This is a genomic window from Polyangium sp. y55x31, from assembly GCF_029946505.1.
Classification (GTDB): Bacteria; Myxococcota_A; Polyangia; order Polyangiales; family Polyangiaceae; genus Polyangium.
Genome location: NZ_JARZHG010000015.1, coordinates 211,585 through 236,608, shown reverse-complemented (window position 1 = coordinate 236,608; position 25,024 = coordinate 211,585). Strand labels below are relative to the sequence as shown.

The 25,024-nt window shown below is 67.3% G+C and carries 21 protein-coding genes; 9 read left to right on the top strand and 12 right to left on the bottom strand.

Annotated elements, in window-relative coordinates; all coding sequences use genetic code 11:
• The first annotated feature begins 19 nt into the window (after window positions 1-19).
• Both QHF84_RS25840 and QHF84_RS25835 read left to right on the top strand, forming a co-directional pair.
• The gene (locus tag QHF84_RS25840) at window positions 20-835 is read left to right on the top strand and encodes a hypothetical protein (RefSeq protein ID WP_281316079.1); all 816 of its coding nucleotides are present in this window, start codon (window positions 20-22) and stop codon (window positions 833-835) included.
• A 38-nt stretch (window positions 836-873) separates the two neighbouring features.
• Window positions 874-3,504 carry a DUF2169 domain-containing protein gene (locus QHF84_RS25835; RefSeq protein WP_281316078.1) on the top strand — a complete coding sequence of 877 codons (2,631 nt, stop codon included), beginning with the start codon at window positions 874-876 and terminating at the stop codon, window positions 3,502-3,504.
• Window positions 3,505-3,520: 16 nt separating this feature from the next.
• On the opposite strand, the gene QHF84_RS25830 is transcribed toward QHF84_RS25835, so the two are convergent.
• From QHF84_RS25830 to QHF84_RS25775, 12 genes are all read right to left on the bottom strand, one after another.
• A complete protein-coding gene (locus QHF84_RS25830; RefSeq protein ID WP_281316077.1) occupies window positions 3,521-3,943 on the bottom strand; it encodes an META domain-containing protein in 423 nt (140 codons plus the stop codon).
• Window positions 3,944-4,474: 531 nt separating this feature from the next.
• The gene (locus tag QHF84_RS25825; protein ID WP_281316076.1) at window positions 4,475-5,161 is read right to left on the bottom strand and encodes a penicillin-insensitive murein endopeptidase; all 687 of its coding nucleotides are present in this window, start codon (window positions 5,159-5,161) and stop codon (window positions 4,475-4,477) included.
• An 18-nt stretch (window positions 5,162-5,179) separates the two neighbouring features.
• Window positions 5,180-5,794, bottom strand: coding sequence for a hypothetical protein (locus QHF84_RS25820; RefSeq protein ID WP_281316075.1), 615 nt, complete (start codon window positions 5,792-5,794; stop codon window positions 5,180-5,182).
• Window positions 5,791-8,622, bottom strand: a complete 2,832-nt coding sequence (tssI, locus tag QHF84_RS25815) for a type VI secretion system tip protein TssI/VgrG (protein ID WP_281316074.1) — start codon at window positions 8,620-8,622, stop codon at window positions 5,791-5,793. The genes QHF84_RS25820 and tssI (QHF84_RS25815) overlap by 4 nt, the downstream gene beginning before the upstream one ends.
• Window positions 8,623-8,634: 12 nt before the next feature.
• Window positions 8,635-10,281 carry a DUF2235 domain-containing protein gene (locus QHF84_RS25810; RefSeq protein ID WP_281316073.1) on the bottom strand — a complete coding sequence of 549 codons (1,647 nt, stop codon included), beginning with the start codon at window positions 10,279-10,281 and terminating at the stop codon, window positions 8,635-8,637.
• Complete coding sequence (locus QHF84_RS25805; protein WP_281316072.1) at window positions 10,278-10,700, bottom strand: hypothetical protein; 423 nt, start codon at window positions 10,698-10,700, stop codon at window positions 10,278-10,280. The genes QHF84_RS25810 and QHF84_RS25805 overlap by 4 nt, the downstream gene beginning before the upstream one ends.
• Window positions 10,700-11,617, bottom strand: a complete 918-nt coding sequence (locus QHF84_RS25800) for a DUF4123 domain-containing protein (protein WP_281316071.1) — start codon at window positions 11,615-11,617, stop codon at window positions 10,700-10,702. The genes QHF84_RS25805 and QHF84_RS25800 overlap by 1 nt, the downstream gene beginning before the upstream one ends.
• 2 nt (window positions 11,618-11,619) lie before the next feature.
• Window positions 11,620-12,018 carry a PAAR domain-containing protein gene (locus tag QHF84_RS25795; protein ID WP_281316070.1) on the bottom strand — a complete coding sequence of 133 codons (399 nt, stop codon included), beginning with the start codon at window positions 12,016-12,018 and terminating at the stop codon, window positions 11,620-11,622.
• Window positions 12,019-12,034: 16 nt separating this feature from the next.
• Complete coding sequence (tssI, locus tag QHF84_RS25790) at window positions 12,035-14,257, bottom strand: type VI secretion system tip protein TssI/VgrG (RefSeq protein ID WP_281316069.1); 2,223 nt, start codon at window positions 14,255-14,257, stop codon at window positions 12,035-12,037.
• A 123-nt stretch (window positions 14,258-14,380) separates the two neighbouring features.
• Window positions 14,381-14,746 carry a DUF2752 domain-containing protein gene (locus QHF84_RS25785; protein ID WP_281316068.1) on the bottom strand — a complete coding sequence of 122 codons (366 nt, stop codon included), beginning with the start codon at window positions 14,744-14,746 and terminating at the stop codon, window positions 14,381-14,383.
• 13 nt (window positions 14,747-14,759) lie between these two features.
• The gene (locus QHF84_RS25780) at window positions 14,760-15,788 is read right to left on the bottom strand and encodes a DUF898 family protein (RefSeq protein WP_281316067.1); all 1,029 of its coding nucleotides are present in this window, start codon (window positions 15,786-15,788) and stop codon (window positions 14,760-14,762) included.
• Between the two features lie 85 nt (window positions 15,789-15,873).
• Window positions 15,874-18,138 carry a DUF4139 domain-containing protein gene (locus QHF84_RS25775; protein WP_281316066.1) on the bottom strand — a complete coding sequence of 755 codons (2,265 nt, stop codon included), beginning with the start codon at window positions 18,136-18,138 and terminating at the stop codon, window positions 15,874-15,876.
• Window positions 18,139-18,370: 232 nt separating this feature from the next.
• On the opposite strand from QHF84_RS25775, the gene QHF84_RS25770 reads away from it, so the two are divergent.
• From QHF84_RS25770 to QHF84_RS25740, 7 genes are all read left to right on the top strand, one after another.
• Window positions 18,371-18,817, top strand: coding sequence for a Fur family transcriptional regulator (locus tag QHF84_RS25770; protein ID WP_136931206.1), 447 nt, complete (start codon window positions 18,371-18,373; stop codon window positions 18,815-18,817).
• Between the two features lie 336 nt (window positions 18,818-19,153).
• Complete coding sequence (locus QHF84_RS25765) at window positions 19,154-19,462, top strand: hypothetical protein (RefSeq protein WP_281316065.1); 309 nt, start codon at window positions 19,154-19,156, stop codon at window positions 19,460-19,462.
• Between the two features lie 508 nt (window positions 19,463-19,970).
• Complete coding sequence (locus tag QHF84_RS25760; protein ID WP_281316064.1) at window positions 19,971-20,606, top strand: hypothetical protein; 636 nt, start codon at window positions 19,971-19,973, stop codon at window positions 20,604-20,606.
• A 108-nt stretch (window positions 20,607-20,714) separates the two neighbouring features.
• Window positions 20,715-21,854 (top strand): AAA family ATPase, encoded by a 1,140-nt coding sequence (locus QHF84_RS25755; RefSeq protein WP_281316063.1) that lies wholly within the window; start codon window positions 20,715-20,717, stop codon window positions 21,852-21,854.
• Window positions 21,851-22,348 (top strand): hypothetical protein, encoded by a 498-nt coding sequence (locus QHF84_RS25750; RefSeq protein ID WP_281316062.1) that lies wholly within the window; start codon window positions 21,851-21,853, stop codon window positions 22,346-22,348. The genes QHF84_RS25755 and QHF84_RS25750 overlap by 4 nt, the downstream gene beginning before the upstream one ends.
• Window positions 22,349-22,599: 251 nt before the next feature.
• Window positions 22,600-23,175 carry a DUF2760 domain-containing protein gene (locus QHF84_RS25745; protein WP_281316061.1) on the top strand — a complete coding sequence of 192 codons (576 nt, stop codon included), beginning with the start codon at window positions 22,600-22,602 and terminating at the stop codon, window positions 23,173-23,175.
• A complete protein-coding gene (locus QHF84_RS25740) occupies window positions 23,172-25,019 on the top strand; it encodes an Hsp70 family protein (RefSeq protein WP_281316060.1) in 1,848 nt (615 codons plus the stop codon). The genes QHF84_RS25745 and QHF84_RS25740 overlap by 4 nt, the downstream gene beginning before the upstream one ends.
• The last annotated feature ends 5 nt before the right edge of the window (window positions 25,020-25,024 follow it).

The following is a 25,024-nucleotide window of genomic DNA, read 5'->3' as shown; positions in this document are numbered from 1 at the left end:
CTACGCTCCCACCTTCCCCTTGAACCCCGCTCCCCCCGCCCCCGACGACCCCTCCGCCCTCCTCGCCGCGCGCCTCTGCAAGGTCGTCCCCGCGCTCGCCGACCTCGCCATGCGCTCTGCCCTCGTCCTGCGCAGCCTCGAAGCCGCCGGCGCCCCCACCGCCGCCCGCGCCCTCGACGACATCGCCTCCCGCGCCGAACAAACCGACCCGGCCGCCCGCGAAGTCATCGCCGCCCTGCTCCCGCTCCTCGGCGACCCCGTCCACGCCGCCTTCATCAGCGCCCTCCGCCTCGTCGCCAAGGACGCCTCCCTCCTCGCCCTCGCCCGCCTCCTCCGCCGCAAAAACAAACAGGCCGAACCTCACCCCACCTCGCCCATCGAACACCGCGGCATCGCCCTCGAACCCGGCGGCAGGCCCCTCTCCCTCGGCGAACGCCGCGCCCTCGCGCGCAGGCCTTCCCGCGCGATCCTCGACAAACTCCTCGCCGACCCGCATCCCCGCGTCATCGAAAACCTCCTCGCCAATCCGCGCCTCACCGAGGACGACGTCGTCCGAATCGCCGCCAAGCGCCCGCAAAAGCCCGAAATCGCCTCCGAGGTCGCTCGCTCCGCCCGCTGGATGGCTCGCGCCCGCGTCCGCATGGCCTTCGTCTTGAACCCCGGCACGCCGGCCGAGCTCTCCGTCCCCGTCCTCTCGCAGCTCCTCCGCCACGAGCTCGTCGAAGTCGCCGAGGCGACCCAGGTCCCCGGCGTCCTTCGCTCCGCCGCCCTCGATCTCCTCGCGCGCCGCCCGCCGCTCCCGCCCGATCCGAACGGCGGCGCTTCGATGCAATGACCTGGTAAGCCGCGCGCCCGATGGTTTACCCTCCCCGAATGGAGGTCGTTTCCCTCTCCCCGCTGCCGGTCGCCTCGATGATCTGGCAGTCCGGACCCGGCGCCTGGACCCTCACGTTCGTCGCCAAGGCGACGTGCCAGATCCAGCCCGGAAAGTCGCCCCTCGCTGCGGCCCAGGAGCCGGTGCACGAGGAGGACTCCCACTGGGACGACGACGAAGCCCGCAGCCTCTTCGCGGCCAGCGACCTCACCCCCCTCAAGCCCCGCGTCGACGTCACGCTCGTCGGATCCGCGTTCGCGCCGCAAGGCCAGCCCGTCCGTTCGCTCTTCGCGCGCCTCATCGTCGGCGACCTCGACAAATCGATCGAGGTCCACCAGGACCGCACCTTCACCGCCGACGGCGCCCTCGTCGAGGGCCCGCGTTTTTCACGCATGTCCCTCGCGTACGAGCGCGCCGCGGGCGGGGCCGACTCCACGAACCCCGTCGGCGTCCGGACCGACGTGCGCGACTCCTTCGGCCGCACGAAGCTGCCGAACCTCCAGCCCCCCGGCCTGCTCGTCAGCTCCCCGGGCACCGTCATTGCGCCCGTCGGCTTCGGCCCGATCGCGCCTGCCTGGCCGCTCCGCCGCGGAAAGCTCGGCCGTTATGCGGCGACCTTCACCCCGCATTCCCTCATCGCGGCTCCTTTGCCCGAGGACCTCGATCGTTCGTTTTTTAATGTCGCGCCCGGCGACCAGCAGATCGGCGAGCTCGCCGAGGACGCGCGTATCGTCCTCGAAAACATGCACCCGCAGATCCCTCGCCTCGTGACGAACCTGCCGGGCCTGCGTCCGCGCGCCGTGCTCGAAGGCCGGGGCGGCTCGCACGTCCTTTCCTTGCTTTGCGATACGCTCTGGATCGATACCGATCGCCAGCTCGCGACGCTCACGTTCCGCGGTCGCATTCAGCTCGAACGCCTCGAAGAGCCGGGCCGTATCGTGGTCACGCTCGAAGAGGCCACGACCGTCGTCGCCGTCGCGCCGGCCGTCCCCGGCAGGCCGGTCACGCCGGATCCCGCCATTCCTCCGCCGCCCAAGCCGCGCGCTGCCACGATGACGATGATCGCGCCCGACGACGAGGGTATCGAAACCGTCATTCCGAACGATCCGTTGCGCGCGAAAGGCGCGCTCCCGTTCGTCAAAGCCGCGACCGGGCACAACATCGTCGACGAACGCACGACGCAATCGGGCGGCCTGCCGTTCGCCGCCCCGAACGCGCCGCCGGCGCAGGCGCGGGCGATCTGGGACGAGCGAACCACGGTCTCGGGCGGGCTCCCGTTCGCCAAGCCAACCCAAAGCGCGAATCCCTGGCCCACCGCCGCCCCCACGCCTGCCGCGCCTGCCGCGCCTGCCGCACCTGCCGCAGCGCAGACGCCTGCCGCGCCGCCTGTGCCGCCTCCGGCGCGTGGCTCGTCGCCGTCCTGGAAATCGGCTTCCATGCCGGGCCAGCCTCCCGCGGCGCCCCCGCCGCCCGTGGTTCCGCCGTCGCCCGTCGTTTCGCCGCCGCCGCCCGCGCCCGTGCAGCCGCCGCCGCCCGTCCCGCGTCAATCGCAGCCGGGCGGCGCTCCACGGCCCGCCGATGACAACGTCTGGGGCGCGGGCATCAGCCGCGGCGACGCCCCGGCCGGGCAATCCATCGGGCAGGTCGTCGTCGCCGCCGCCTCCGCCGCCGCGCAGGCCGCCCCGCAGGACGCGACGGCCGGCGTCCTCGGCGCCTCCAATGCCGCCGCGGGCCCCTCGAATGCGGGCGTCGCCGCGGGCAAACGCGACGATGGCCGCATCTCGCCCACCGCCTTCGGCGTGGGCGTCCGCCCCTCGGGCCGGCTCGACGCGCGCGACGTCCTCCATTTGATCTGGTACAACCCCGAGAGCGTCGCGCGCATTTGCCGCGTCCCCGTCTGGCGCGCCATCCTCGACGAAATGGAGGACAAACCCGCCGACGAGACGCTCAACGACCCGGCCCCCACGAAGGACCCGATCGAGATCGAGGACACGCGCGACATCTTCGAGATCCTCTCCCGCGGCGCCTCGCAGGACGTCGATCAGCTCGAAGCGGAGCTCGGCGCGGCCGTTCGTCCGGGCAACAAGTTCGTCCCGTCCTTGCTCCTGCTCGCCGGCGAGCTCTCGTTCCCCTTCGACGAACGCAAGACGCTCGAAGCCGCCGTGGCCGTGGCGACGCCGATCGCGGGCACCGACGAGGGGCTCAAGACCGCGCTGCGCGAGGCCCGCGAATTTTTGGGGACACCCGATCAACTCTGCCCCGCGCCGATCGTCGAGGGATACACCACGCGGATTCGCGAGGCGTACCAGCGCGGCCGCCGCGCCCTCGGCCCCGATGCGCTCGAACAGCAAATGGAGCGCGCGCTCGTCGAGGGCCGCCATTACCAGAAGCGCCAGGTCCTCGGCATGAACGCGATCCGCGCGCACCTGCACACGACCACCGGCACCGGCGCGCGCCCCGCGCCCGTCTACCTCCCCGAGGACATCGCCAGAAAGCTCCCCCTCTTCCAGAAGTTCCGCGCGCGCCTGCTGGTCGAGCTTTACTTCCAGGAAGACCAGTACGAGCCGCACGCGGCCGCGCTCAAGGCGCTCGCCATCGGCCGGGTGCAATCGCCCGTCGATCGCCGCTGACGCTGGCGGGTCTCGCTCAGTCCTCTCTCTCGAAGATGAGCGTGCCCCGCCCATTGCCGTACCTGATTCTCAGTTCATCCCCCCTGATCTCGAAGGTGTTGGCCTGCTCCAGGGCGCCGAGGTACCGGCTCTCCTGTTCCATCACGCCCTCGCAAAACATCCTCGTGCTCCCGATGGTGGACATCGAGAGCCTGTCACCCTCGACCTTGTAGGAGGCGAAGTACCAGTTGCAGGGGGCTTTGCCATTCGCCTTCCCGTCCGCCTGGAACTGGAGCGTGACGTCGTTCCTCCCGGAGGGCTCCCACATCGTCCTTCCCTCGACGATGGATTCGAGCTCCCATTGCGTATTCGCCAGGATGTTCGCCTCATTCGCCGCCGCAGGGGCGGCCATCGACAGGACGGGCAGCATCACGAACAGGGATCGCAAAACGTAACCCATGGTGTACCTCCCAGGACCTCGGAGCAGAGCAATGCTTGCGCCCCGAGCGATCCTGCCCCGATTCGCGTCGCCGATGTGCAATCCCTGCCCTTGCGCGAACGGGCGAGCCGGCCGAGGACCACGCCGCGCGGCACGTCCGATGCTGCGGTCACCACGCAAGGCGGCTGGACAGGAAAGAGAGCGTATATGAAGTCGTGGGCCTCGACATGGCTGATCCTCGTGGGGATGGGCGGGATCCTCCTCTCGTTCGGAGGGGCCTCCGCCGCAGAGGCGTCTTCCTATTGTGCAGAGGCGGGAAAGCTTGCGGCAGAGGACGAAAGGAACCGCCTGCAATGCGCCATGATCCCGGAGCTTCGCGTGTGCACCACGACGGTCGCCGGAAAAGTGTATTCGGGTAGTGCGTACCTGTGCGAGAGCCCCCTGACACCGATCTATCAGGCTCTCTGCCGGGAAGGGGTGCCCGACTACGGCCCCCTGGAATTCAAGTGCTGCACGGGCGAGTTCGGATGCTCCTGAGCGGGAGGGGGCTCCTCACTCCTCGAAACGCACGTGCAGATGATTGTGGTGCCCTTCCCAGGGGCGCACGCCGGGCATCTTCGAATCGTTGAACAAGATCAGCTTCAGGTTCGGCTCCGCGCGGAGCGCTTCCACGAGCAGCTTCGTCCGCGCGTGGTTGTAATTCGGATCCGTGATCGTCACCGGCGCCCGGCGCCCGTCCCCGCGCACCGGCCGGATGTCCACATCTGTGCCGCGCCGGTGCGAGCCGTGGGGCGCCATCTTGCCGCCTTGCTGGAAGCTGATGTCCCCGATTCCGATCTCGAACCCGTGCGGCTTGAGCACCGCGGCGACGTTTTTGATCGATTGAATGGTCGCGGGCGTCCCCCAGACCCGGTCCTGCGGCTCGTACAGATAAAAATTGCCGTTTTCCCCCGAGAGCTGCACGAACGCCACGTTCGTCGCCTGGGGCTGATCGCCGAGCAGCATGCGCCAGGTTCGTCCGTGGGGATCGACGCGCCCGTCGGGCGAGCCGAGCCGCACGACCGAGCGCTGGAACGAGAGGATCGCGCGCAGCGTCGCCTCGTCCATGATCCCGGTCTCGGGCAACGTGCCGATCGCGGAGGCGATATGGGCGTTCTTGTTGAGCTGCTTCTGGACGAGCACGACGTCGTCGTGCGCATTGCGCCCGCCCTGGCCGACCGAACCCGTGAGACGATACATGCTCGTTTCTCCGCTATCTCAAGAATCAGCCATCTCCGGCGGGAATTGCGCGATCTTGCAGATCTCCCGGAATGCATTGCGGCGGACCGCCATGTCCTCCGAGCCGAGCGGCAAATAAAGCGGCCTGAGCTTCCAGGCGAGCGGGTCGTCCGTGGCCCCGGAGTGATAAATCAGGATCGAGCCCGCGCTCCTCCGCACGTTTGGATCCGGGTGATGCAAAGCCGCCCACGCGAGCGCCTCCGCGATCTCCGGCTTGTTCATCATGCGAGCCGCGGACACGGCCGGGATGCCGCCGTCGAGATCCCCCGAGCGAATGATCTCGGCGATCAGCGGCTCGGCCGGGGCCACTTCGAGGTCCCGGAGCGCGAGCGCGAGGGCCACCTTCATGTGGCCCTTCGCATTCGGATAAGCCCGCTGCATGGGGACGACGGCGCCTCGGCTTTGCACCTCGGCGAGCGTCCGCGGAGCGCGCGTATCGCTCTCCTCGAGGCGCCTCATCAGGAGCTCTTCCGCCTCGCGCCGCTCGTCTTTGTCGAGCGCGCGAAACGCCTCCATGTCGACGTCTTCCCGCCATTTCGGATCGACGCCCTCGACGCTCTCGACGAAGCGCTGGAACATGGGTGAATGCGTCACGCCGCGACCTCCTCGTCATCGTCGTCGTCGTCGGGTTCGGGCGCCGGCGGCGCGGGCGGTTTCAGCCCGAGCGCCTCCTGCATCGTGATGGGCACGAGCTCGTACGCCTTTCCGCCCGCGTCCTTGTATTTCCCGGTCGGGCTCGGCTGCATCTGGAGCACCGTGATCGATGTCACGTTCGGGTTGTTCGACAGCATTTCGATTTCATGGCGCACGATCCTGCCCTCCGGGATGGGTACGATGCCGAGCACGATGTGCACGTCGCCCGAGGCTTGTGTCGCCAGCTTTTTCGAGACGAGCGTCCACGCCTCGTCCTTGGCTTCCCACGCGTCCCGCGACCCCAGGTGGCTGAGCTCGACCCCGCCCGGCGTCTGCTCCAGCGTCGTCGACGGGATCCCGTCGGCCGAGCGCTGATTGGCGAAGTCCTGCGCGACCGTGCCCGCAATGGGCGGCCCCATGCCCGACCAGAGCACGAGCCCGTTCACGGGCGTCTCCACGTCCGCGTTCAGCGCGATTACATTGAGCTCCGCGATCCGCTTGAGCGTCGCGTATTTCACGTCGGCGGGCTTGACCGCGAGGTCCGCGACGAGCTGATCCCAGAGCGCCTTCATCGTGGCGAAGGCCGGCGAATCGGGCTGCACGTGGACGTCGCCGATGATCGGCACGGCCTCCTTCGCCTTCGCGACCTCCTTCGGGCGCGAGCCGTGCCCGTGCCCCGGGCTGCCGCCGACGTTGATGTCGACCTTCGTCCCCGAAATGACGATCCCGCTCCCATCGATCCGGATGAACCCGCCGGGCCCCTTCAGCGTGATGTCGGGCGCCTGGCCGACCGCGTTCTCGCCGGCCGTGTAATGGATCTCCTTGCCCGTCTCCCGGGCATAATCGCCGCCGACCTTCTCGTGTTTTTCCTGGTACACGAAGAGCGAGTGGTCCTTGCCCGTCCGGTCTTTGCGGTTCTCCTTCGTGTACAGGTGGAGATCCCACTCCGTGCGCTCGCGCTTCTCGCCCTTGACCACCGCGTCGACGTTTTTCTTGACGAGCAAGCGCCGGTGCAAGAAGTTGACCTCGATCTCGTCCTTGCGCACGAGCTGCCGGCGGTCGCCCTTGATGTGCGTGTGGTGCAGGCGCCCCGTCATCTCGTCGCGCTCTTTTTCGGTGTGCTGGATGCGGTTGCCACCGACGGTCTCGAACTCCCAGGCCTGCACGAGTTTGTCGCGGACGTGGCCGACGGTGTCGATCTCGTCGTTCTTGACGAGCTTGCGGAGGTTCTTCTCCGCCTGCATGTAAAAGAGCTCCTCGGTCTTCTGGTCCTCGAACTTGATCTCGTTGTACCCATTCAGCGCCGGCACCGACTGGCTCTTCCACGCGCTGACGGTCTTGTGCTCCGGCAGCTTGTACGGGACCGGCTTCTCCGCATTGTAGAGGCGGCCCGCGAGCACGGGGCGGTCGGGATCACCGTCGAGGAACGTCACCAGGAGCTCGTGCCCGACACGAGGCAGGTTCAGCCAGCCATACCCCGCGCCGCCCCAGCCCTCGACGACGCGGATCCAGCACGAGCTGTCGTCGTCGAGGTTGCCCTCCCGATCCCAGGGGAATTGCACGCGCACGCGCCCGAATTCGTCGACGTGGACGGCCTGATCCAGGTCGATCGCGTTTCGCGGCGCCACGACCCGCACCGATTGCACGCCGAGCACCTCGGGGCGCGGCGTGACGAGCGGCGGCCGATAAGGCACGTCCGCGAACGTCGCGTGCCCCGACACCATCCATTCGCCCTCCGCCGACCCTTCGAGGATCGTATCCGTCGTGAGCAGCGGCCGCGCGACATCCGGGTGCGGGTGGTGGTCGATCTTGAACACCACGCCCGGCGTGAGATCGTTCAAATTGCTCTCGAACGAGATGCCCCCGCGGTCGGCCCGCGCCGCCTCGAGCGCGCGTGTCGCCCGCTTCTCGCCGGTCGGCTGATCGTGCCTCGCGACGCCCTTGTCGTCCGCGAACGGCGTATCGCCCCCGCGCCCCGCCTCGACGAACATGCCGCCGGGGATGTAATGGTACTGCTCGAAGCGCGCCTCGTCGCCGGCCTTCGGCGCCTCCGTGAAGAGCGGATAATCGGGCCGCCGGAAGTCGTAATCGCGCAGGACGAGCGCGCCCGGCCTCACGTCGCGCACGAGCGAGATCTTCGAGACGAACTCTCGCTCGGCCTCCATCGTCGGGTTGTGCTCGTACGGCACGGGCGGCCCGGGCCGCGGCGGGTTCTTGTGGAGCTGGTCGCTGAACGTGAGCAACGAGCCATTGTCGTCCACGTCCGGGAACGTATAAGCGATGCCCGCCTCTTCGAGCAGGCGGCTCACGAACGTAAAGTCACTCTCGCCGTACTGCACCCGGAACTCGTGCTTCGGGTATTGCCCCCGATCGATCTTCCACGCGCGCCGGACGTTCCACTCGGTGAGGATCTTGTCGACGATGTCGGGGATCGAGAGGTGCTGGAAGATGCGGTGATTGCGGCGCTGATCGAGCAGCCAGAGGTGCGGGACGATCCGGAAATGGTACGTCGAGAGCACCTTGTTTTGCCGGTGCTCGGCGTGCGTCTGCTCCATGTAGCTCACGTACCCGCTCCACACGCGCAGGCCGCCGCCCGTGAGATTGAGGTAACCGGAGCGCACCTTGAAGATCGCCGGCTGCCCGACGATCGCGCCGATGTCGACGGCCGGGTTCTCGCTGCGCACCCAGAGCGAGACCGTGAACGGCGTCGATACCGCCTCGTGGATCGAGAAGCGGCGGACGACGAGCGAGGTCTCTCCGCAATCGAAGCTCAATTCGAAGAAAGGCATGGCGACCTCGCGTCAGTACGTCGACCGCGGTGGGCGGTGCTGGTTCCGGACCGGGATGTTGCGCGTCCACTGCGGCTGCGCGCCTGCCGGGATGACCTTCCTTTGCAGCCGCTGCCGGCCGCGGCGATCCGTCGCTTCCCCGAGGATCGTGGAGCCCGGCGACTCCGTCGCGGAGTCGTGGATGTAATGCCGGAGCAGGAGCTGGTACGACGGGTTCGAATCACGCGACGTGATGGCGAGCAAGCGCTCGGGCCAGCGCGGCCGCGTCGGCGGGGGCACGTACACGCCGTGCGAGGCGGCCATGCCGGTCCCCGCCTGGGAGAGGCCCGCGACGATGGGGCTCATGCCGCGGTACGGGTCGTCCGCGTGCGGGTCTGGCCCGTAAAACCGAGCCATGTATTCCTCGCTCTCGAACCAGTGGACGTACTGGCTCTTCGGCGCGCTGGGTTGCTCGAGGTGGGTCGCCCAGTCCTTGTTTTGCCGGAACCCGCAATACTCTTCGTACAGGCGCAGGATGATGCCGTCGAAGGGGAGCTCTACCGCCCCGATCGGGACCTGCGCCTTCACCATGGCCTTGTGCATGTCGCGCAGCGTGATGAACTGGAGGTGCCACCTCTTGTTCGAGCGCGGCTGGTACGAGCCGCCGACGTCGCTGTGGCAGCCGGGGTACCAGGCTTCGAGCATCCATCGCTTGTAATCGCGCGGCTCTTGGTATCGCGGATCGGGCCGCGGGCGCGCCGGCCGGTGCCGCTCCACCGGCGGAAACTGCCGTCCCGGCTCGGTGTTCGGATCCATGAAGATCGAAGTGAGCGGGAAGAGCGTGCGGAACTCGTCTTCGGCGACGAGGTGAACACAATGCTCGACGTACGTGTGATCGACGTCCGGCAGGAACGTCCCGGTGCCCGGTCCCCACATCTCGACGGTGTCGAAGATCGCCATGAACTTCGGGTAGATCGTCGACGGGTCGATCGGCTCGAAAAACTCCCGGATGGCCAGGTCCTGGAACTGGGTCTCGATCGACGGGATCGCGTCCGGGTTTCGCCGGAAAAAGCCCGGCGAGGTTCGCTTCGTCAGGTTCGCGACGCGCTGGGCCCGTACCTGGTTCACGAAATCGCGCGCGAGGGCCGCGCCGCGGCTGAAGCCGCAGACGTCGAAATACTTCTCCCGGATGCGCCACTTGTTGTTGTTGCTGAAGAACTCGGCCAGCATGCGCAGGCCCCAGTCGATACGGGCCTTGCCGCCGGCGCCCATCGTCATGCCCGTGAGGTTCCGGTGCACCACGGGCGTCGAGGGTTTGGCCGCCGGATCGTTCATGTTCGGCCGGGCCCGGGTGACCCAGCCGGTGTAATCCGTGCCGACGCCGTGATGGTAAGCCTTGTCGAGGACGATCCCCTGCTTGCGGTACGCCCGGAAGAGCCGCGCGACGTTCGTCGGGCCATTGGGCCCGCCATCCTCGCCGTACGTATCGTTCGCGTGGGCCTCGTCGACCCAGAGGTTGTTGCCGGTGCCGTCGAAGAAGATGCCGATCCGGATGCGGCCCACGGGGCAATTCTGCTCGCCGGTCGGCGGCTGGAGCGGCAAGCCCTGGCCATTCTCCATGGCCTCCAGCGCCTTGAGGAACGAGTCGACCCTGCCGCCGCCTTGTGCATTCCCGCTCATGGCTTACTCCTCGTCGCCGGATCGGCCATCTGGCGATCCACGCTCCACCAGTAATCCTGCTTGTCGGCGCACATCTCCCCGGCCTCGGCCCAGTCGTCGGGCGAGATCTCCTTCACGAGACCTTCGAGCCGCTCCTCCTCGGGCCGATCCGCGTCGTCGAGCAGCGCCGCGATGTTCTTCTGCTCGTGAAACTTCGGATCGATGCGCATCATGTTCGCGGTGAAGATCGCGAGGCTCCGCTCGTAGGTAAACCCCCGCTCGCGCCCCTTCTCGACGCAATGCGAGACCCGCCGCCAGAGGACCTCCGGCGGCAGGTGCCCCACGTCGGCCCAGTAATGGAGCTTCATGTGCCGCACGACGCGGTCCACGAACGCCGAATACCCCGCGTCTCGCCTCTGTGCTTTCGTGACGAGCAGCATCAGGAGACCTCCGCCGCGAAGCGCGCGACGTGCGCGAACGGATCCTCGACGAGGAAGGCGCGAATCTCCCCGAAGAGCTCCGCCTTCTGCTTCGTCGTGCACGTCGGCAAGAACTCGCGCAGGACGACCGGATCGTAGAATCGAAAATAAAACTTCTTCCGCGTCTCGGCGTCCGCCACCATCAGAAACCGCCGGAGGTGCCGCCGCAGCTCCTTGAAGCTGCGCGGATACTCGATGAAGATCCCCCAGCGATTCCCCCAGCCCTCCTCGATGATCCGCGAGAGCAGCGAGGAAGAAGGGTCGAGCTCGACGAGGTACGGCGCCACGTCCTCCAGCGCCTCGCCGTCGATCCCTTCGTACAGCGACTTGTACCGATCCACCGATTCCCGCACGACCGTGAGGATCCGGTCCGTCCGCGCCGCGTCGAGCACCACGTAGAGCGGGCCCTCCACCTTCCGCAGCCGGTCGAGCGCCTCCACGCGCCGCGCTTCCAGTTTACGTTTGTCCCGTAAAATGCGCGCGCGGTGCTCTTCGAGCCATTGCGCCGCCATGGGGTCGAGGTCGTCCGGCTCCTCGTCGAGCATACGATCGAGCTCGTCCTCCTCGGGCGGCGTCGCGGCCTCGAAGTAGACCATGAAATCGCTCTCGCCCGCGCGGATCCAGCCCCCGTTCGCGAGCTCCTCGGCCGCCGTGATCTTCTGCCCTCCGACGAGCGTCCCGGTCGCGCTCGCGAGGTCCCGCACCTCGAAGCGCGCCCCGTCGTACGCGACCTCGAAATGCACGCCCGACATGTGTTTGTCGGGGACGACCCATTGCGCTTTCGGCTTCCTCCCGACGCGCAGGCTCTCGCCGGGCGCGAGCACCTTCTTCGTGCCGCCCTCCGGACCCCAGCGGAGCTCCAGGATCGCGCGCTGCATGCTCAGGCCGCCCCGTCGCCGCGATTCTTCCGCGCCGCCTCGCGCTCCTGCTTCGCCCGCTCGCACTCCTCGCAGAACGGCTCGTCCGTTCGGAGCGCGTCCGCCTGCGGCGACGAGCCGATGTTCACCGTCGGGCAGCCGAGCACGATCTTTCCGCCGTGCTCCGTCGGATCACCACGCCGCGCCGCGTCCTTTTTCCCGATCTTCACCGTCGGCTCGCCTTGCGACACCGCGTCGGGCGGCCCGATGCAAATGAGTTTGTCCCCGACCCGCGCCGCCGGCATGAAGCCGATGAGCACCGTCGGCTCGCCCGTGATCACCGGCCCGCCGATGTGGGGCTTCGGCCCCGGATCCACCTTGGGGCAGACGTGCATGTCCGTGATGCGTGCAGCAGGAGGCATGACCCGTATCCCCTTTCTATTGCCCGATGCCCTCGACGCGCAGATCGATCGGCTTCGGCCTCTCCGGCTCGTCCACCACCGCGAGCTTCGCCTCGTCCGGCACGATCGGCTTCGAGCCCGACCCCGATCCGGCGCTGCCGCCGCTGTTGATCCGCACGAGGTTGCCCTTGATCGTCACGCCCTTCGAATCGATCCGAATGAACCCGCCGGGCCCTTTCAGCGTGAGATCCTTCGCCGCCTCGATGACGATCGACGAGCCCGCCTTGAGGTGGATCTCCTTCGACACTTCGAGCGCCGCGTTCTTCGCGATCTTCTCGTAGTGGTTCTTGTCGACCGTGACCGAGAGCGTCCCGTCGACGCGCTCGTTGCGATTGCCGACCACGTACAGGCTCGAATCCTTTTCGACCCGCTCGCGGCGCATCTGCCGGACCACGACGTCCTGATCCTTCTGGATGAGGAGCTGCATGTTGCCGTCCGTGATCTCGTGCTCGTCGCCGTTCACGAGCTTGAGGCTGCCGCCGCCGACGAAGAGCGTGCGATCCTTGTCGGTGATCTCGATGCGGTTCACGCTCGTCACCTCGACGCGTGATCCGCTCGTCGACTCGATCTCGTTGCGCACGACGTACTTCTGCCGGTCGTGCCCGATCGTGATGATCTCGTCGTTCTTGACGTACTTGCGCAGGTTCTTCTCGGCCTGCATCCAGACGAGCTCGCGCGTCTTGAGATCCTCGAACATGATCTCGTTGAAGCCGTTTCCGCCGAGCGACGAGTTGCTCTTCCACGTGCTCCTCGTCTTGTACTTGGGCAGCTCGTAGGGAACGATCTGCGTCGCGTTGAACACGCGGCCCGTGATGATGGGCATGTCGGGATCCCCGTCGAGGAAGCCGACGAGCACCTCCTGCCCGATGCGCGGGATCACGATCATGCCGTACCCCGTGCCCGCCCAGCCCTGGCTCACGCGGATCCAGCAGGAGCTGTTGTCGTCGAACGTGCCCTCGCGATCCCACGGGAACTGCACGCGCACGCGGCCAAACTCGTCGACGTGGATCTCCTGGCCCGGCGGACCGACCACCGTCGCGCTTTGCACGTTGTTGAGCTTCGGCTTCGGCGTCCGCATCGGCGGCCGGTAGATCACGTCCGTGTAGACGCTGCGCGCCGAGATGCTCCACTCGTCCTGCGGGCTGCCCTCGATGCGCAGATCGATCACGAGCAGATCCGCGCCCTCGCCGATCTCGGGGTGCGGGTGGTGGCCGATGTTGAAGATCATGCCCGGCGCGAGGTCGGGGCAATTCGTGTCGACCGCGACCTGCCTCCGCCCCATGCGCCGCCCGAGCAGGGCCCGCTCCGCGCGGCCCTTGCCGTATTTCTCGTCGTGCCGCGCCACGCCCTTGTCGTCGGCGACCGGCGTGTTCCCGTCGGCCTTGCCCGTCTCGGAGAGGAACGAGCCCGGCTGGTAGACGTATTGCTCGTATTTGTCCTCGGGCGCGGCCGCGCGCGGCGACTGCTGCGCGAGCTCGTACGAGGGCCTGCGGAAGTCGTAGTCGCGCTGCGTGTGCAGGCCCGGCCGCACCTCGTGCGAGAGCCGCACGTTCGTCACGAACTCCTTCTCCGACTCCTGGTTCGGCTCCTCGATGTACGGGATGGGCAAACCCCCGCGCTTCGGCCCCTTCTCCAGTTTGTCGTGGAACGTGATGTTCGTGCCCGCCTCGTCGGGGAACGTGAACGCGATGCCCGCCTCCTCCACGAGGCGGCTCATGAACGTGTAGTCGCTCTCGCCGTACTGGACCTTGTATTCGAGCTTCGGATACGTGCCGCGATCGATCTTCCAGACGGGCTGGATGCCCCACTCGCCGAGGAGTTTGTCGACGATGTCCGGGATCGAGAGGTGCTGGTAGATGCGGTGACCACGCCGCTGCGTGAGCAGCCAGGCCTTCGGCGCGATGCGCAGGAAGTACGTCGACTCGGCCTTCTGCCCGGGCAGCGGCGCGACGCCGTGGACCTGCTCGACGTGCGTCACCACGCCCTTCCACGTCCGCGATCCGAGCCCGGCGACGAAGCGCACGCCGTGCACGATCTTGAACGACGCCTCCTTGCCGATGATGCCCTCGAGGTCGACGTCCGGCTCTTCGCAGCGGGCCCACACGGCGATCGTGGAGAGGGTCGAGACGCTCTCCTCCACCGTGAAGCGTCGAACGGAGAGATCCGCGCCTGAAGCTACCTTGAGCTCGAGGATGGGCATAAATGTAATCCTACCACGCGTGCCGGAGCAGAAAACAAGGGCAAATTCCCTCGTTTCTGCGTTTACGCGCCGCGCGTCCGAGCGGATTTTTCTGGCGGAATCGCTTTGCCGCGCTGCGTGACGTCAGGGCACGGGCCCGCCGAACAGGCCGAGGAACCGGACCGCCCACACGATCACGAGCGCGACCCCGCTGCCGCCGGAGACGTCCCTGCCAAACCGTTTCCATCGCGCGTCGTCGAGGAAGAGCGCGGCGAAAACGGTGGCGACTGCGACGAGCGCGAGCGGAAGCGCGAGCGGATGAAAGGCGGTCGCGGCCGCGAGATCGAGGTGAAGGAGCGCGAGCGCCGCGCGCGTGAGCCCACACGCGGGGCAGGGGAGCCCGAGCGTGAGGCGGAGGATGCAGGTGGATTGCGGGAGGAGGGCGAGGAGGGAGGCTATCGAGAGCGCCGGCAGGGCGAAGCGGAGCCGTTTTGCGGCGCTCTCGCGCATGCGGTCGGGCGCGTCAGGCGACGCGCTCCGCCTCCCACTTGAGGATGTTGCAGATGCCCCAGGGGTAATAGATGTTGCAGGTGATCGCCGACAGGATGAGCGTGAGCAGGTACGTCCCGAAGAACCCGCCCGGATCCTTGCGGAACTGGTAGGCCCGGCCGTCGAGCTTCGTGTTCTCCCACATGAACGCGAAGATATTGTTCGCGAACCAGGGGCCGTAGATCCCGAGCGTGCAATACACGAGGATCATGCCGAGGATGTACGTGCCGAGCAGGGACGCCGGGTCGCCGTGGAACGTGAGCCGCCCCGGCTGCCCGCCCACGAGCACCTTGCTGTCGACGAACTCCTTCGTCTTCACGATCGCCCACGGCGTGTAGACCCCGCAGGTCACCGTCGTGAGGAGCGCGTTGATGACCATCACCTTCGCGAGCTCCTGCGGCGTACCCGTGTACTGGCAGGGCTGACCGTCGAGCTGCAGGGCCTCGAAATAGAAGCCGTAGAACTTGTTCGCGAACATCACGGACGCCCCGAGGATGGCCGCGAACATGATGAGCCCGCCGACGAGCGAGAACAGCAACATGATGGCGCCACCGGTGCGCGCCGCGCTCTCGATGGCCATTCCGATGCCGTAGAAGATGCCCATGATGAAGTAAGCGACGATCATCGGCACCACCGCGAAGAGCAGGTACGTGCCGAAGAGCTTGCCGCCGTCGCCATTGAATACGACGCGCTGCCCGATGCCGGGCACGCCCGCGCCCATCATGCCCATCGGCATGCCGGGCGGCGGTCCATAACCACCTTGCGGAGGCGCATACGCACCCATACCCGGAGCGCCCGCCGGAGGTTGTCCCCAGCCACCACCTCCACCACCCGGAGGCGGCGCGCCGCCTGGAGGCGGCCCCCAGCCCCCTCCACCACCAGCAGGCGGCATCCCACCACCGCCGGGCGGATAACCACCGCCGGGCGGATAACCACCGCCGGGAGGATAACCACCGCCGGGCGGGTATCCCCCGCCGCCGCCACCGTAACCGCCTGGGTTCATCCGTGCACCGTCCCTGGTTGCAAGTCAGGGCGGAGCGTACAGCCCTCCGGGAGAGGGTGTAAAGATGGCTTCGCACCTCTCGGCGCTAGATCTTGGTGGTCGAACCGTCTTTCGCAGCCGAACCCGCCGTCTCCTTTTCCAGCGAGAGCTCGGAGACGCCGTCCTGGAAGCGGATGCGCGCGAGCATCAGCTTCTCTTGAAGCGCGACGAGATCGATCGTGGCCTTCGAGATCCGATCGCTCACCTCTTGCATCTTCTTTTCGAGGCTCTGCATCAGCGGGCCGCCGCTCTTCACGACCTTCAGCGTCACGATCTGCGCGTGCAGCTCGTCGAGGCGCTGCCGGTATTCGGCCATCTGCTCGCGTGAGGTGGTGATGCGTTGTTCGAGGTTCGCCATCTCCTTCTGCAGCTCGAGCAGCTTCGTCACCGACTCCTTCAGCGGACCCGCGGCCGCGGCGCTCGAGAGGTGCACGCGCACCATCTCCATCCCCACCGTGCTGCGGATGTCGGTGCTCTTGAAGAGCGGCGTCTCCTCCTCGATGTCGACCTCGACCTTCGCGCCCGCCGGGATCTCGATCTTGAAGAGATACGACTCGCCAAACCGCTCCTGCGACTGCGGCGCCTTCGCCAGCTTGAATCCGGGCGCGACCGTGTGCCGCACGTACACCGTCGCCTTGTCCTGAAGGCGGTTCGTCATGACGAGCGTCTTCTTCTTCGTGTGCCGGACCTCCGTGGAGAACACGCCGCGCTGCACGCTGAGGATGCGGGCGATCTCGTCGCGCGTATCGTCCTTGCGCTCCACCACGATTTGCCGATCGAGCGCGAACGGCACGAACGCAAACGAGCGCGCCGGGATCGGATCACTCATGCCCTCGCCGATGAACCGGCCCTCGCCGAACACGGTCACGGGCCCGCTCTCCAGCACCGAGTCCGTGGGGTTCTTGAGGCGCACCGCGCGGAACGGGAACGTCGTGTTTCCGCGCGCGCTCTCCGGATCGTAGAAATACACGAAGCCGCCCTCGGTCTCCTCGCTCAGGATCGACACCATCGCGCTCGTCAGGCGCGGCACCGTCATCGGCGTGGGCGACTCGAAGTGCGACGTGCCGATCGGCTCGGCGCTCGCCGGCGCCGCTCCTGGATCGAGGGTCGCCGTATTTTGCATCTGCCCTTGTTGCACCTCTTCCGGCGCCTCGACGATCCGCACGCCGCCCGCGCGGCCCGCTTGTATGCCGTTGCCCACGGCGACGACCTGCGAAGGATCGAGCCCGGCGCGGATGAGCTGCTCGCGGGCGCGGTTCGCGCGTTCGAGCGACGCGCCGTACTTGTCGCCGTCGCGCCCGTCGGCATACCCCTCGACGACCACCTGCCGCCGCGAATTCTTGTACTGCGCAGCCAGCCGATCGAGCCCGGAGGTGTCCCTCGGTTTGTTGTCGACCATCGGCGGCTCGCGCGCCGGCGCCTTCGTCGCGGGCGCGCTGTTGGTCGCGCGCCTGCCCCCGCCGCCGCCGCCGAGGGCCCCGAGCCCGCCCGTCGGGCCGCCCGCGCTGCCCTTCTTGTCGAACGACGACTGCGTCCTCGTCATCGTGCGCTCTTCCCCCCCGTCATGTGCCGCGGTGGTCGCGTCCGCGAGCCGCGAGTCGTCGAGCTCTGCGACCACGCGTTTGCCCGGGGAAAGGCCCCCGCCCGGGAGCACCGGCTGCCCCGCATACGTCGAGCCGCCCATGGGAGGCGCCTGCGCGAAGAGATCGTTGGTCTGCAAAGTTTCGCGCTGGACCATGCGGACCGAGCGCAGATCGAAGCGGAAGGAGAGCGCCGAGCTCGACCCGACGCCGAGCTTCACCTTGTTCCAGTCCTCGCCGGAGGTGTTGTCGACGATGGCCCACGCCTCGACCTTCATCTTGCTGTCCTTGCCGACGGAGACGCGGTAGCTCGGCTTCCAGGACGGGGCCTCGGTCACGTACGAGAGCAGGAGCTTGTGCGGCTTCGGCCCCTGGAGCTGGATCTCCATGTTGACGAGGCTGCCGCCGCCGTACTGCTGGTTCTGGTAGTTCTGCTGGTTGTTGTTCTCCTGGCCGACGAACGCCGAGCCGGAGGTCGGGTACGCGACGGGCGCGGGTTTGCCCGTGGTCGCGTCGATCACGGTGAGTGACTTCAAAAAATCGTCGATCTTGTCCCCCGGCACGCTGAGCCGGAGCGAGTCACCGTCGATCTCGGCGTAGCGCTCGAAGTAGGCGATGCCGTTGCGGTAGACGACCACGCGTCCGAGCGTGGTGTCGCTCTTGACGAAGGTCGTCGTCTTGGCACATCCGGCGAGCCACAGAAGCGCGAGCGGAACCAGAATCTTTCTCATCGGGAGACCTCTACGTGCGAGCCAGCAGGAGGCGCGGCGCGCCGAAGGCCCTTCGACGAACGACCCGCCCCAACGATCTGAAGATGGTAAACCGCGTCTCGCGGGTTCGAGACAGAAAGAACGGCGACGGGGCCATCTCCTTACACGGGGTGGACATCTGCAACAGCATCCGTGTTGCTCCTTCTCCTCGGTCCCCATTGCGACCCGACCGTGGTCGGGGTAGGGAACAGGCATGGCGCGCTCGACCGACCCTCCCAGCATCGACGAGCTGCGGTCGCTCGTCCGGAACAAGGGCCTGCGCGCGACGGCTCCCCGCCTGGCCGTGCTGCGGCGGCTGCTCGCCCAGAAGACGCCGGTGAGCCACGGCGATCTGTGCGCCGAGCTCGCGCCCGAGGGCTGGGACCGCGCGACGATCTACCGCAACCTGATCGACCTGACGGAGGTCGGCCTGGTGCGACGCACCGACGTGGGCGACCACGTCTGGCGTTTCGAGCTGGTGCGCGAAGGGGGCGAGCACGACAGCGGGACGCACCCGCACTTCGTCTGCAACAGTTGCGGCGAGGTGGCATGCCTGCCCGACGAGATCGTCGAGGTGAAGCCAGCACGCGGTATCCCGCGGGCGCTGCGCAAGAAGGGGCTGGAGATCCAGTTCCGCGGGACGTGTGATCGGTGCGCGTGAGGGGGGTCGGGCCTCGGGCGGAAGCGAGTGAGGGTGCAGTAAGCGCAAGATTTGGTGCCGGCGAGGGGGAGTGAGTACAGCAGGGCGCCATGCGGAAGGCTTGCGCGCTGGTCCTGTGGGTATGGGTCGTGATGGTGGCGGGCGGGTGTTCGGACGACCCTGACACGCCTGCGAGGGGACCCTGTGAGCGGAAGGCGTTTGCCTGCCATAACAGCTGCGCGAAAGCCGGCGCTGGCTCCGCGTGCAACGATTGTTGCAACGAAAACGCCGCCGCTTGCAGCTCCGACGCCGGCTGGTACAGCTTTTACAGTTGCCCGGACAAGGGAGACTAGTGGCATGAGCACGCATCGAACCACGCTCGTGATGCTCCCATGGTTCCTGGCGCTGCTCGCCGGTTGCGAGGGTTCTTCGAGCAAGCCTTCGTCGAACACGAATGACGCGGGGCGCGCCCGCGTCCGTGAAGAGTGTCACGAGCCGACCAACAAGTGCTATCAGGGCTGCATCGAACGAGGCGAGGAGCACTATTGCCCCGCTTGCTGCTTCGACAATTTGATCTTCTGCAACGAGGGCAACCCGTACGACTTCGAGCGGTGCAAGACCGCCGAAACGGACCCGACGCCGACGCGCCCCCCGTTCAAGAAGTGAAGAGGGGTCTGCGCCTCCTCCGGCCACCCCGAGCGTATCCCGACCCGTCGACGACCCCTCCCGAAGCGCTCCGGGCCACACGACATCGCCCCGGCCCTTCACGAAACCGCTCGCAACAAACCGACGCGCCTGCGCTTCGAACGCCCGTGCCGTTCGCCCACCGCCTCCGCGCGTTTCCTTCCTACGCGTCGAGTAAAGATAGCTACATCACACGCCGACCTTCCTACGGGTTTGCGTTTTGCTCCTACAGGATTGCGCTTCGCTCCTACGGGTTTGCGTTTTGCTCCTCGCGCGTGAGCGGTTTTCTCCCACAGACGAGCGTTTTCCTTGCACGCGGCCGCGTTCCGCTCGTGCGCACCCCGCCGCGCTCCCTGCACGTCCGCCCTGACCTCGGGAGCGTCTCCGCGCCGATCGTGTACAGCCGTACGGTTCCGCCCCCTGGCTCACGGTTCTTCTGATACCGTCCACACCGAACCAGCGTACACCGCTCGGTCGGGAGGATGGGTTGATGGGTGCGATCGACTACAAGCGTTTCTACCGGATTCTCACGCGATGCCAGGAGCTCGGTACGGACGCGGGTGCGCGGCCGGTGGTGGGGCGGGTGTATGCGGACGTCTTGAAGGGGTCGGCGGAGGCGTTTCTCACCGCGCACAAGTCCGTCCTCGCGGGGGAGAGCGCGGCGGGCAAGGAGGGGGCGGAGGCGAATGCCGCGCTCGTATCGATCGACCAACCTTATCGCGAGGCGCGCGCCGTCGCATTGGCCTACGTGCCCACGTTGGCAGTGCCCGATACCCTCAAGCGGCAGCCGACCGACACCGACAAGGTCAACGCGCTCGAAGAGCTGCTCGACGCCATCGACGATCACGTGGGGACGCCGTGGGCCGACGAGATCGTGAACGGCGAATTCGGCCAGCGCGCGCCCATGGTGATCAAGGAAATCCGCGAATCGGTCGAGGCGAACACGGCGCTCGCCAATGCAAAACACGCGCGCGCGACGGCGTACGGGCCCGCCTACGAGAAGTATCTCTCGTTCAAGCGCGTCGTGCGCGAGGTGCACGGGCCGTCGTCGAAAGAATACAAGCGAATCCACCTGCGCGCGGCGAGCGGGGGGGACGAGAGTGCGGAAGACGGCGCGGAAGGCTGAGGAGACGGACTGGCCGGGGCGGGTTCGAGGTGGAACGGCGCCCGCCCCGTGCTCCCGTGGGATCGTTGACCGATCCGCGGACTTGTGGTTGCCTGCGCACAGGCAACCATGAAGCGGCTGCAAGTCCGGGCGTTCGGCCCTATCAAGGAAGGTGATGTCGAGTTCGGGGACCTCACGGTCCTCGTGGGGCCGCAGGCCACCGGCAAGAGCCTGTTCGTGCAGCTCTTCAAGGCGATCCAGGATGCGAGGGCGATTGCCGCCGATTTGTTTCAATACGGATTCGACTGGTTTTCGGGGGACAATCCTGTTCGCGATTTCTGCTCCATTTATTTCGGCGGCGGACTGGAGCAGGTCATCCAGAAGAAGACCGTGGCCATTTGCGACGGGGAAAGTGTCGATTTCAAGAGTGTTGCTGTCCCGGATTCGATCGACAATACCAGAGAGACGGTGTACCTGATCCCGGCGCAACGTGTCCTCGTGCTCCAGGATGGCTGGCCCAAGCCATTCATGGCTTATGCAGGCGGTGATCCATACGCCATCCGAAAGTTCAGCGAATCACTTCGTCTGTCGATGGAGCGAGGACTCGGTCGCGAGGGCGCGATTTTTCCACGCCCGAAGTGGTTCAAGGCAGAGCTGGGCTCCGTGGTCGACGCGTCAATCTATGTCGGCTCGACGCTCAAGGTGGAAAGGGAGGGGATGCGCAAGCGTGTCGTACTGAAGCCCTTCGGGAGCGAGTCGGCCTTACCTTATAGCGCTTGGTCTGCGGGGCAGCGGGAGTTCACGCCGCTCCTGCTCGGCCTGTACCCGCACATGCCCACGGAGGACGTCATCATCGAGGAGCCCGAGATGGGCCTTCACCCCCAGGCCATTGTCAGCTTCGGGCTCCTCGTGCTGGACCTACTGGCGCGTGATCATCGGGTCATCCTCTCGACGCACTCCCCCGTCATTCTGGACCTCGTCTGGGCCCTGCGCGAACTCTCCGCGGTCGATCCCAAGATCGGCGTCAAGGCGCTCTGCCGCGTGTTCAACATCGAACGCCCGACGAAGCACCTGAAGGATGTCCTGACCTCCGCCCTGCAGAAGCAATATCGCACCTACTACTTCCATCGCACCGACACCGGCGTGATCACGGAAGACATCTCCACCCTAGACCCTGGCTCCGACGACCCGGCTGTCGCCGGCTGGGGCGGGCTCAGCGGCTTTTCGGGGCGCATCGCACAGATCGTGGGCGAGGCCGTGTCGCGATGACGTCTGGCAAGAAGCCCAAGGCGTCAAAAGATACGTTCCGCGACGCCGTGACCCCCTGCAAACCCCTTCAACATCGCGAGGGGCTCCAGGCCATCAAGCGGGGTGAAGGGAAGGGCCAGATCTCCGGAGGGGACGCAAGCAAGATCCTCGGCAGCGTGGACATCGACGGCGACTGTCGAGCAACGCATCCGGAGTCGAACCGCTGGGACTACGTCGTCGGCTACGAGCGCTCGGGCCAAGCCATCGCCCACTTCATCGAGGCTCACTCTGCCGAGACGAGCGAGGTCTCGGTCGTCGAGAAGAAGCTCGATTGGCTCGAAACCTTCCTCCAGCACGACGCGGCGAGAAAACTCGCAGCGCTTCCCCGGCAGCTCCACTGGGTGGCCTCTGGCCGCATCAACATCCCCCAGCACACCCCCCAGTACAAAAAACTCCACACCACCCTCCGCAAGCGCGGCCTCCTCTTCGCTGGCAAAACCCTCCTCCTCACCTGAACCCCTGAGCCCGTCCCCTGACCTGCATCGAGGTGCGCGGGAGGCGTGTCACGCGTGGGGGTGGTGGGTCCTGTTGTTTGAGGGGTCGCTCTGCGACCCCGAGTTCGGGGGGACCACCCCCACGCGTGACACGCCTCCCGCGCGCCGATCGTCCAGTTCGACCCTCACCTCCCACCGGCTCCCCCTAGCCCCGACAAAAACCCGCTCGCCGGAAACTCCCACCTTGACGCGACACGCGTTACCCTTCCCGCGTGTCCGAAGAAGTCCCGCTCCCACTCGCCACGCGGCTCTGGTTTGCCTGGGCCTGCCTGGTTCGGATCCTGTTCGACGGCCAATTTGCTGCTCGCGTGTTCAAGGCCGCCGTCCCGGCCCTCCCGCCGGCCGAGCCCGAGCCCGCCAAGCTCCCCGAAAAGGCCAAGAAACCCGAGCCTGAAAAGCCTGCGGCGCCCGACCTCTCCCCGGCGCTCTCGCTCCTCGCGCTCCTCCAGCGGGAGGGCAGGCTCGTCGACTTCTTGGAGCAGGACATCGCCACCTTCCCCGACGCCGACATCGGCGCCGCCGTCCGCGTCGTCCACGAGGGATGCCGCAAAGCGCTGCACGACCACGTGACGATCGTCCCCGTGCGGAGCGAGGAGGAGGGGCAAAAGGTCACGCTCGAAGCCGGCTTCTCTCCGGCCGAGGTCAAGCTCACGGGCAACGTGCAGGGCAAACCTCCTTATCGAGGGACGGTCCAGCATCGGGGCTGGAGGGTCGCGGAGATTCACCTGCCCACGCCCACGGCGGGCCACGACCCGAAGATCCTCGCGCCCGCGGAGGTGGAGCTGTGACCGCTCGTTTCGTCGTTGGTATTGATCTCGGCACCACCCATTCGGCACTCGCGTTCGCCGAGAGCGCCGCAGAAAAGCCGAACCCCGAGGTCTTGCCCATTCTCCAGCTCGTCGCCCGCGGCACGCTGGAGGAGCGGACGCTCTTGCCTTCGTTTTATTACGCCGCGCACGAGAGCGAGGGCGCGCAGAGCTTGCCCTGGGACGCCGAGCGCACGTTCGTGGTGGGTGAATATGCCCGTACGCGTGGCATCGACGCGCCGATCCGGCTCGTGTCGAGCGCGAAGAGCTGGCTCTCGCATTCGGGCGTGGACCGAAGGTCGGCGCTCCTGCCGCTCGGCGCGCCCGAGGACGTCGAGAAAATATCGCCCGTCGAGGCTTCCTGGCGCTACCTGGAACACCTCGCCGAGGCGTGGGCGCATCGACAAGGAAAGGAGCAATCGCTCTCGGCGCAGGAGATCGTGCTCACGGTCCCGGCCTCGTTCGACGCGGCGGCGCGGGATCTGACCGTCGAGGCCGCGGGCCTCGCCGGGTTCGAGGATCTCACGCTGCTCGAAGAGCCGCAGGCCGCGCTTTATGCCTGGATCGACGCCGCGGGTGAGGACTGGCGCAAATACATTCACCCGGGCGACGTGATCCTCGTCGTCGACGTCGGCGGCGGCACGACCGACTTTTCGGCCATCGCTGCGACCGAGGTGAATGGATCGCTCGCGCTCGAGCGCGTCGCCGTGGGTGATCACATCCTGCTCGGCGGCGACAACATGGACCTCGCGCTCGCGCACGTGGCGCGGCAGAAGTTCGTCGCCGAGGGCAAAGAGCTCGATCGATGGCAAATGATCGCGCTCACGCACGCGGCGCGTGTGGCCAAGGAGCGCCTCCTCTCGGACGCCTCGATCGAGAGTTTGCCCGTCGTCGTCCCGAGCCGTAGTGCCAAGCTCCTCGGCTCGTCCTTGCGGACCGAGCTCTCGCAATCCGAAGTCGGAAAGATCCTCGTCGACGGGTTTTTCCCGGTCGTCGGGGCAACCGCTCGCCCCGCGCAGCGCCCTCGCGGCGGCCTCACGCAGCTCGGCTTGCCGTATGCGCAGGACCCGGGCGTCACGCGCCACCTCGCGGCGTTCCTCGGCCGCCACGCGCGCGCGCTCGATCGGATCGAGGGATTTCCGCGGCACGAGGGCCGCGCGCTCCTGCACCCGACGGTCCTGCTCTTCAATGGTGGCGTCATGAAGGGCAAGGTCCTCGCCGATCGGATCGTCTCGACGCTGAATGCCTGGCTCGAGGCCGACGGCGGCGCGCCCGTGCGCGTCTTGCCCGCGGCCGACCTCGACCTCGCGGTCGCGCGTGGCGCGGCCACGTACGGGCTCGTGCGCAAGGGCCGGGGCCTTCGTATTCGTGGCGGCACGGCGCGGGCTTATTACGTGGGCATCGAGAGCGCGGTGCCGGCCGTGCCGGGCCTCGAACCGCCGATCACCGCGCTTTGCGTGGCTCCGTTCGGCATGGAGGAGGGCACGGAGGCGGCCTTGCCTCCGCAGGAGCTCGGCGTCGTGGTCGGCGAGCCCGTGCGATTCCGGTTCTTCGGCTCGTCGGTTCGTCGGGACGACCCGGCCGGACGGGAGCTCGAATCCTGGGGCGAGGGCGAGCTCGACGAGCTCGCGCCCATTGAAGTGACCTTGCCGGCGGACGGGCGCCACGAGGGCGACGTCGTGCCCGTGCGGCTGCGATCGAGCATCACCGAGGTCGGGACCTTGCTCGTCGAGGCCGTGCCGATCGAGCCGCAAAAGCCGGGCGAGAAGTGGAAGGTCGAGCTCGGCGTACGCGCGCACGGCGGCGAGGTCGCCGTGGAAGGCTAGGAGTT

Bases quoted from the DNA above. Each gene is read 5' to 3' on its own strand.
- QHF84_RS25835 (WP_281316078.1), top strand. From the start codon at position 874: ATGGAGGTCGTTTCCCTCTCCCCGCTGCCGGTCGCCTCGATGATCTGG.
- QHF84_RS25830 (WP_281316077.1), bottom strand. From the start codon at position 3,943: ATGGGTTACGTTTTGCGATCCCTGTTCGTGATGCTGCCCGTCCTGTCG.
- QHF84_RS25825 (WP_281316076.1), bottom strand. From the start codon at position 5,161: ATGTATCGTCTCACGGGTTCGGTCGGCCAGGGCGGGCGCAATGCGCAC.
- tssI (WP_281316074.1), bottom strand. From the start codon at position 8,622: ATGCCTTTCTTCGAATTGAGCTTCGATTGCGGAGAGACCTCGCTCGTC.
- QHF84_RS25810 (WP_281316073.1), bottom strand. From the start codon at position 10,281: ATGAGCGGGAATGCACAAGGCGGCGGCAGGGTCGACTCGTTCCTCAAG.
- QHF84_RS25805 (WP_281316072.1), bottom strand. From the start codon at position 10,700: ATGCTGCTCGTCACGAAAGCACAGAGGCGAGACGCGGGGTATTCGGCG.
- QHF84_RS25800 (WP_281316071.1), bottom strand. From the start codon at position 11,617: ATGCAGCGCGCGATCCTGGAGCTCCGCTGGGGTCCGGAGGGCGGCACG.
- QHF84_RS25795 (WP_281316070.1), bottom strand. From the start codon at position 12,018: ATGCCTCCTGCTGCACGCATCACGGACATGCACGTCTGCCCCAAGGTG.
- tssI (WP_281316069.1), bottom strand. From the start codon at position 14,257: ATGCCCATCCTCGAGCTCAAGGTAGCTTCAGGCGCGGATCTCTCCGTT.
- QHF84_RS25785 (WP_281316068.1), bottom strand. From the start codon at position 14,746: ATGCGCGAGAGCGCCGCAAAACGGCTCCGCTTCGCCCTGCCGGCGCTC.
- QHF84_RS25780 (WP_281316067.1), bottom strand. From the start codon at position 15,788: ATGAACCCAGGCGGTTACGGTGGCGGCGGCGGGGGATACCCGCCCGGC.
- QHF84_RS25775 (WP_281316066.1), bottom strand. From the start codon at position 18,138: ATGAGAAAGATTCTGGTTCCGCTCGCGCTTCTGTGGCTCGCCGGATGT.
- QHF84_RS25770 (WP_136931206.1), top strand. From the start codon at position 18,371: ATGGCGCGCTCGACCGACCCTCCCAGCATCGACGAGCTGCGGTCGCTC.
- QHF84_RS25765 (WP_281316065.1), top strand. From the start codon at position 19,154: ATGAGCACGCATCGAACCACGCTCGTGATGCTCCCATGGTTCCTGGCG.
- QHF84_RS25760 (WP_281316064.1), top strand. From the start codon at position 19,971: ATGGGTGCGATCGACTACAAGCGTTTCTACCGGATTCTCACGCGATGC.
- QHF84_RS25755 (WP_281316063.1), top strand. From the start codon at position 20,715: ATGAAGCGGCTGCAAGTCCGGGCGTTCGGCCCTATCAAGGAAGGTGAT.
- QHF84_RS25750 (WP_281316062.1), top strand. From the start codon at position 21,851: ATGACGTCTGGCAAGAAGCCCAAGGCGTCAAAAGATACGTTCCGCGAC.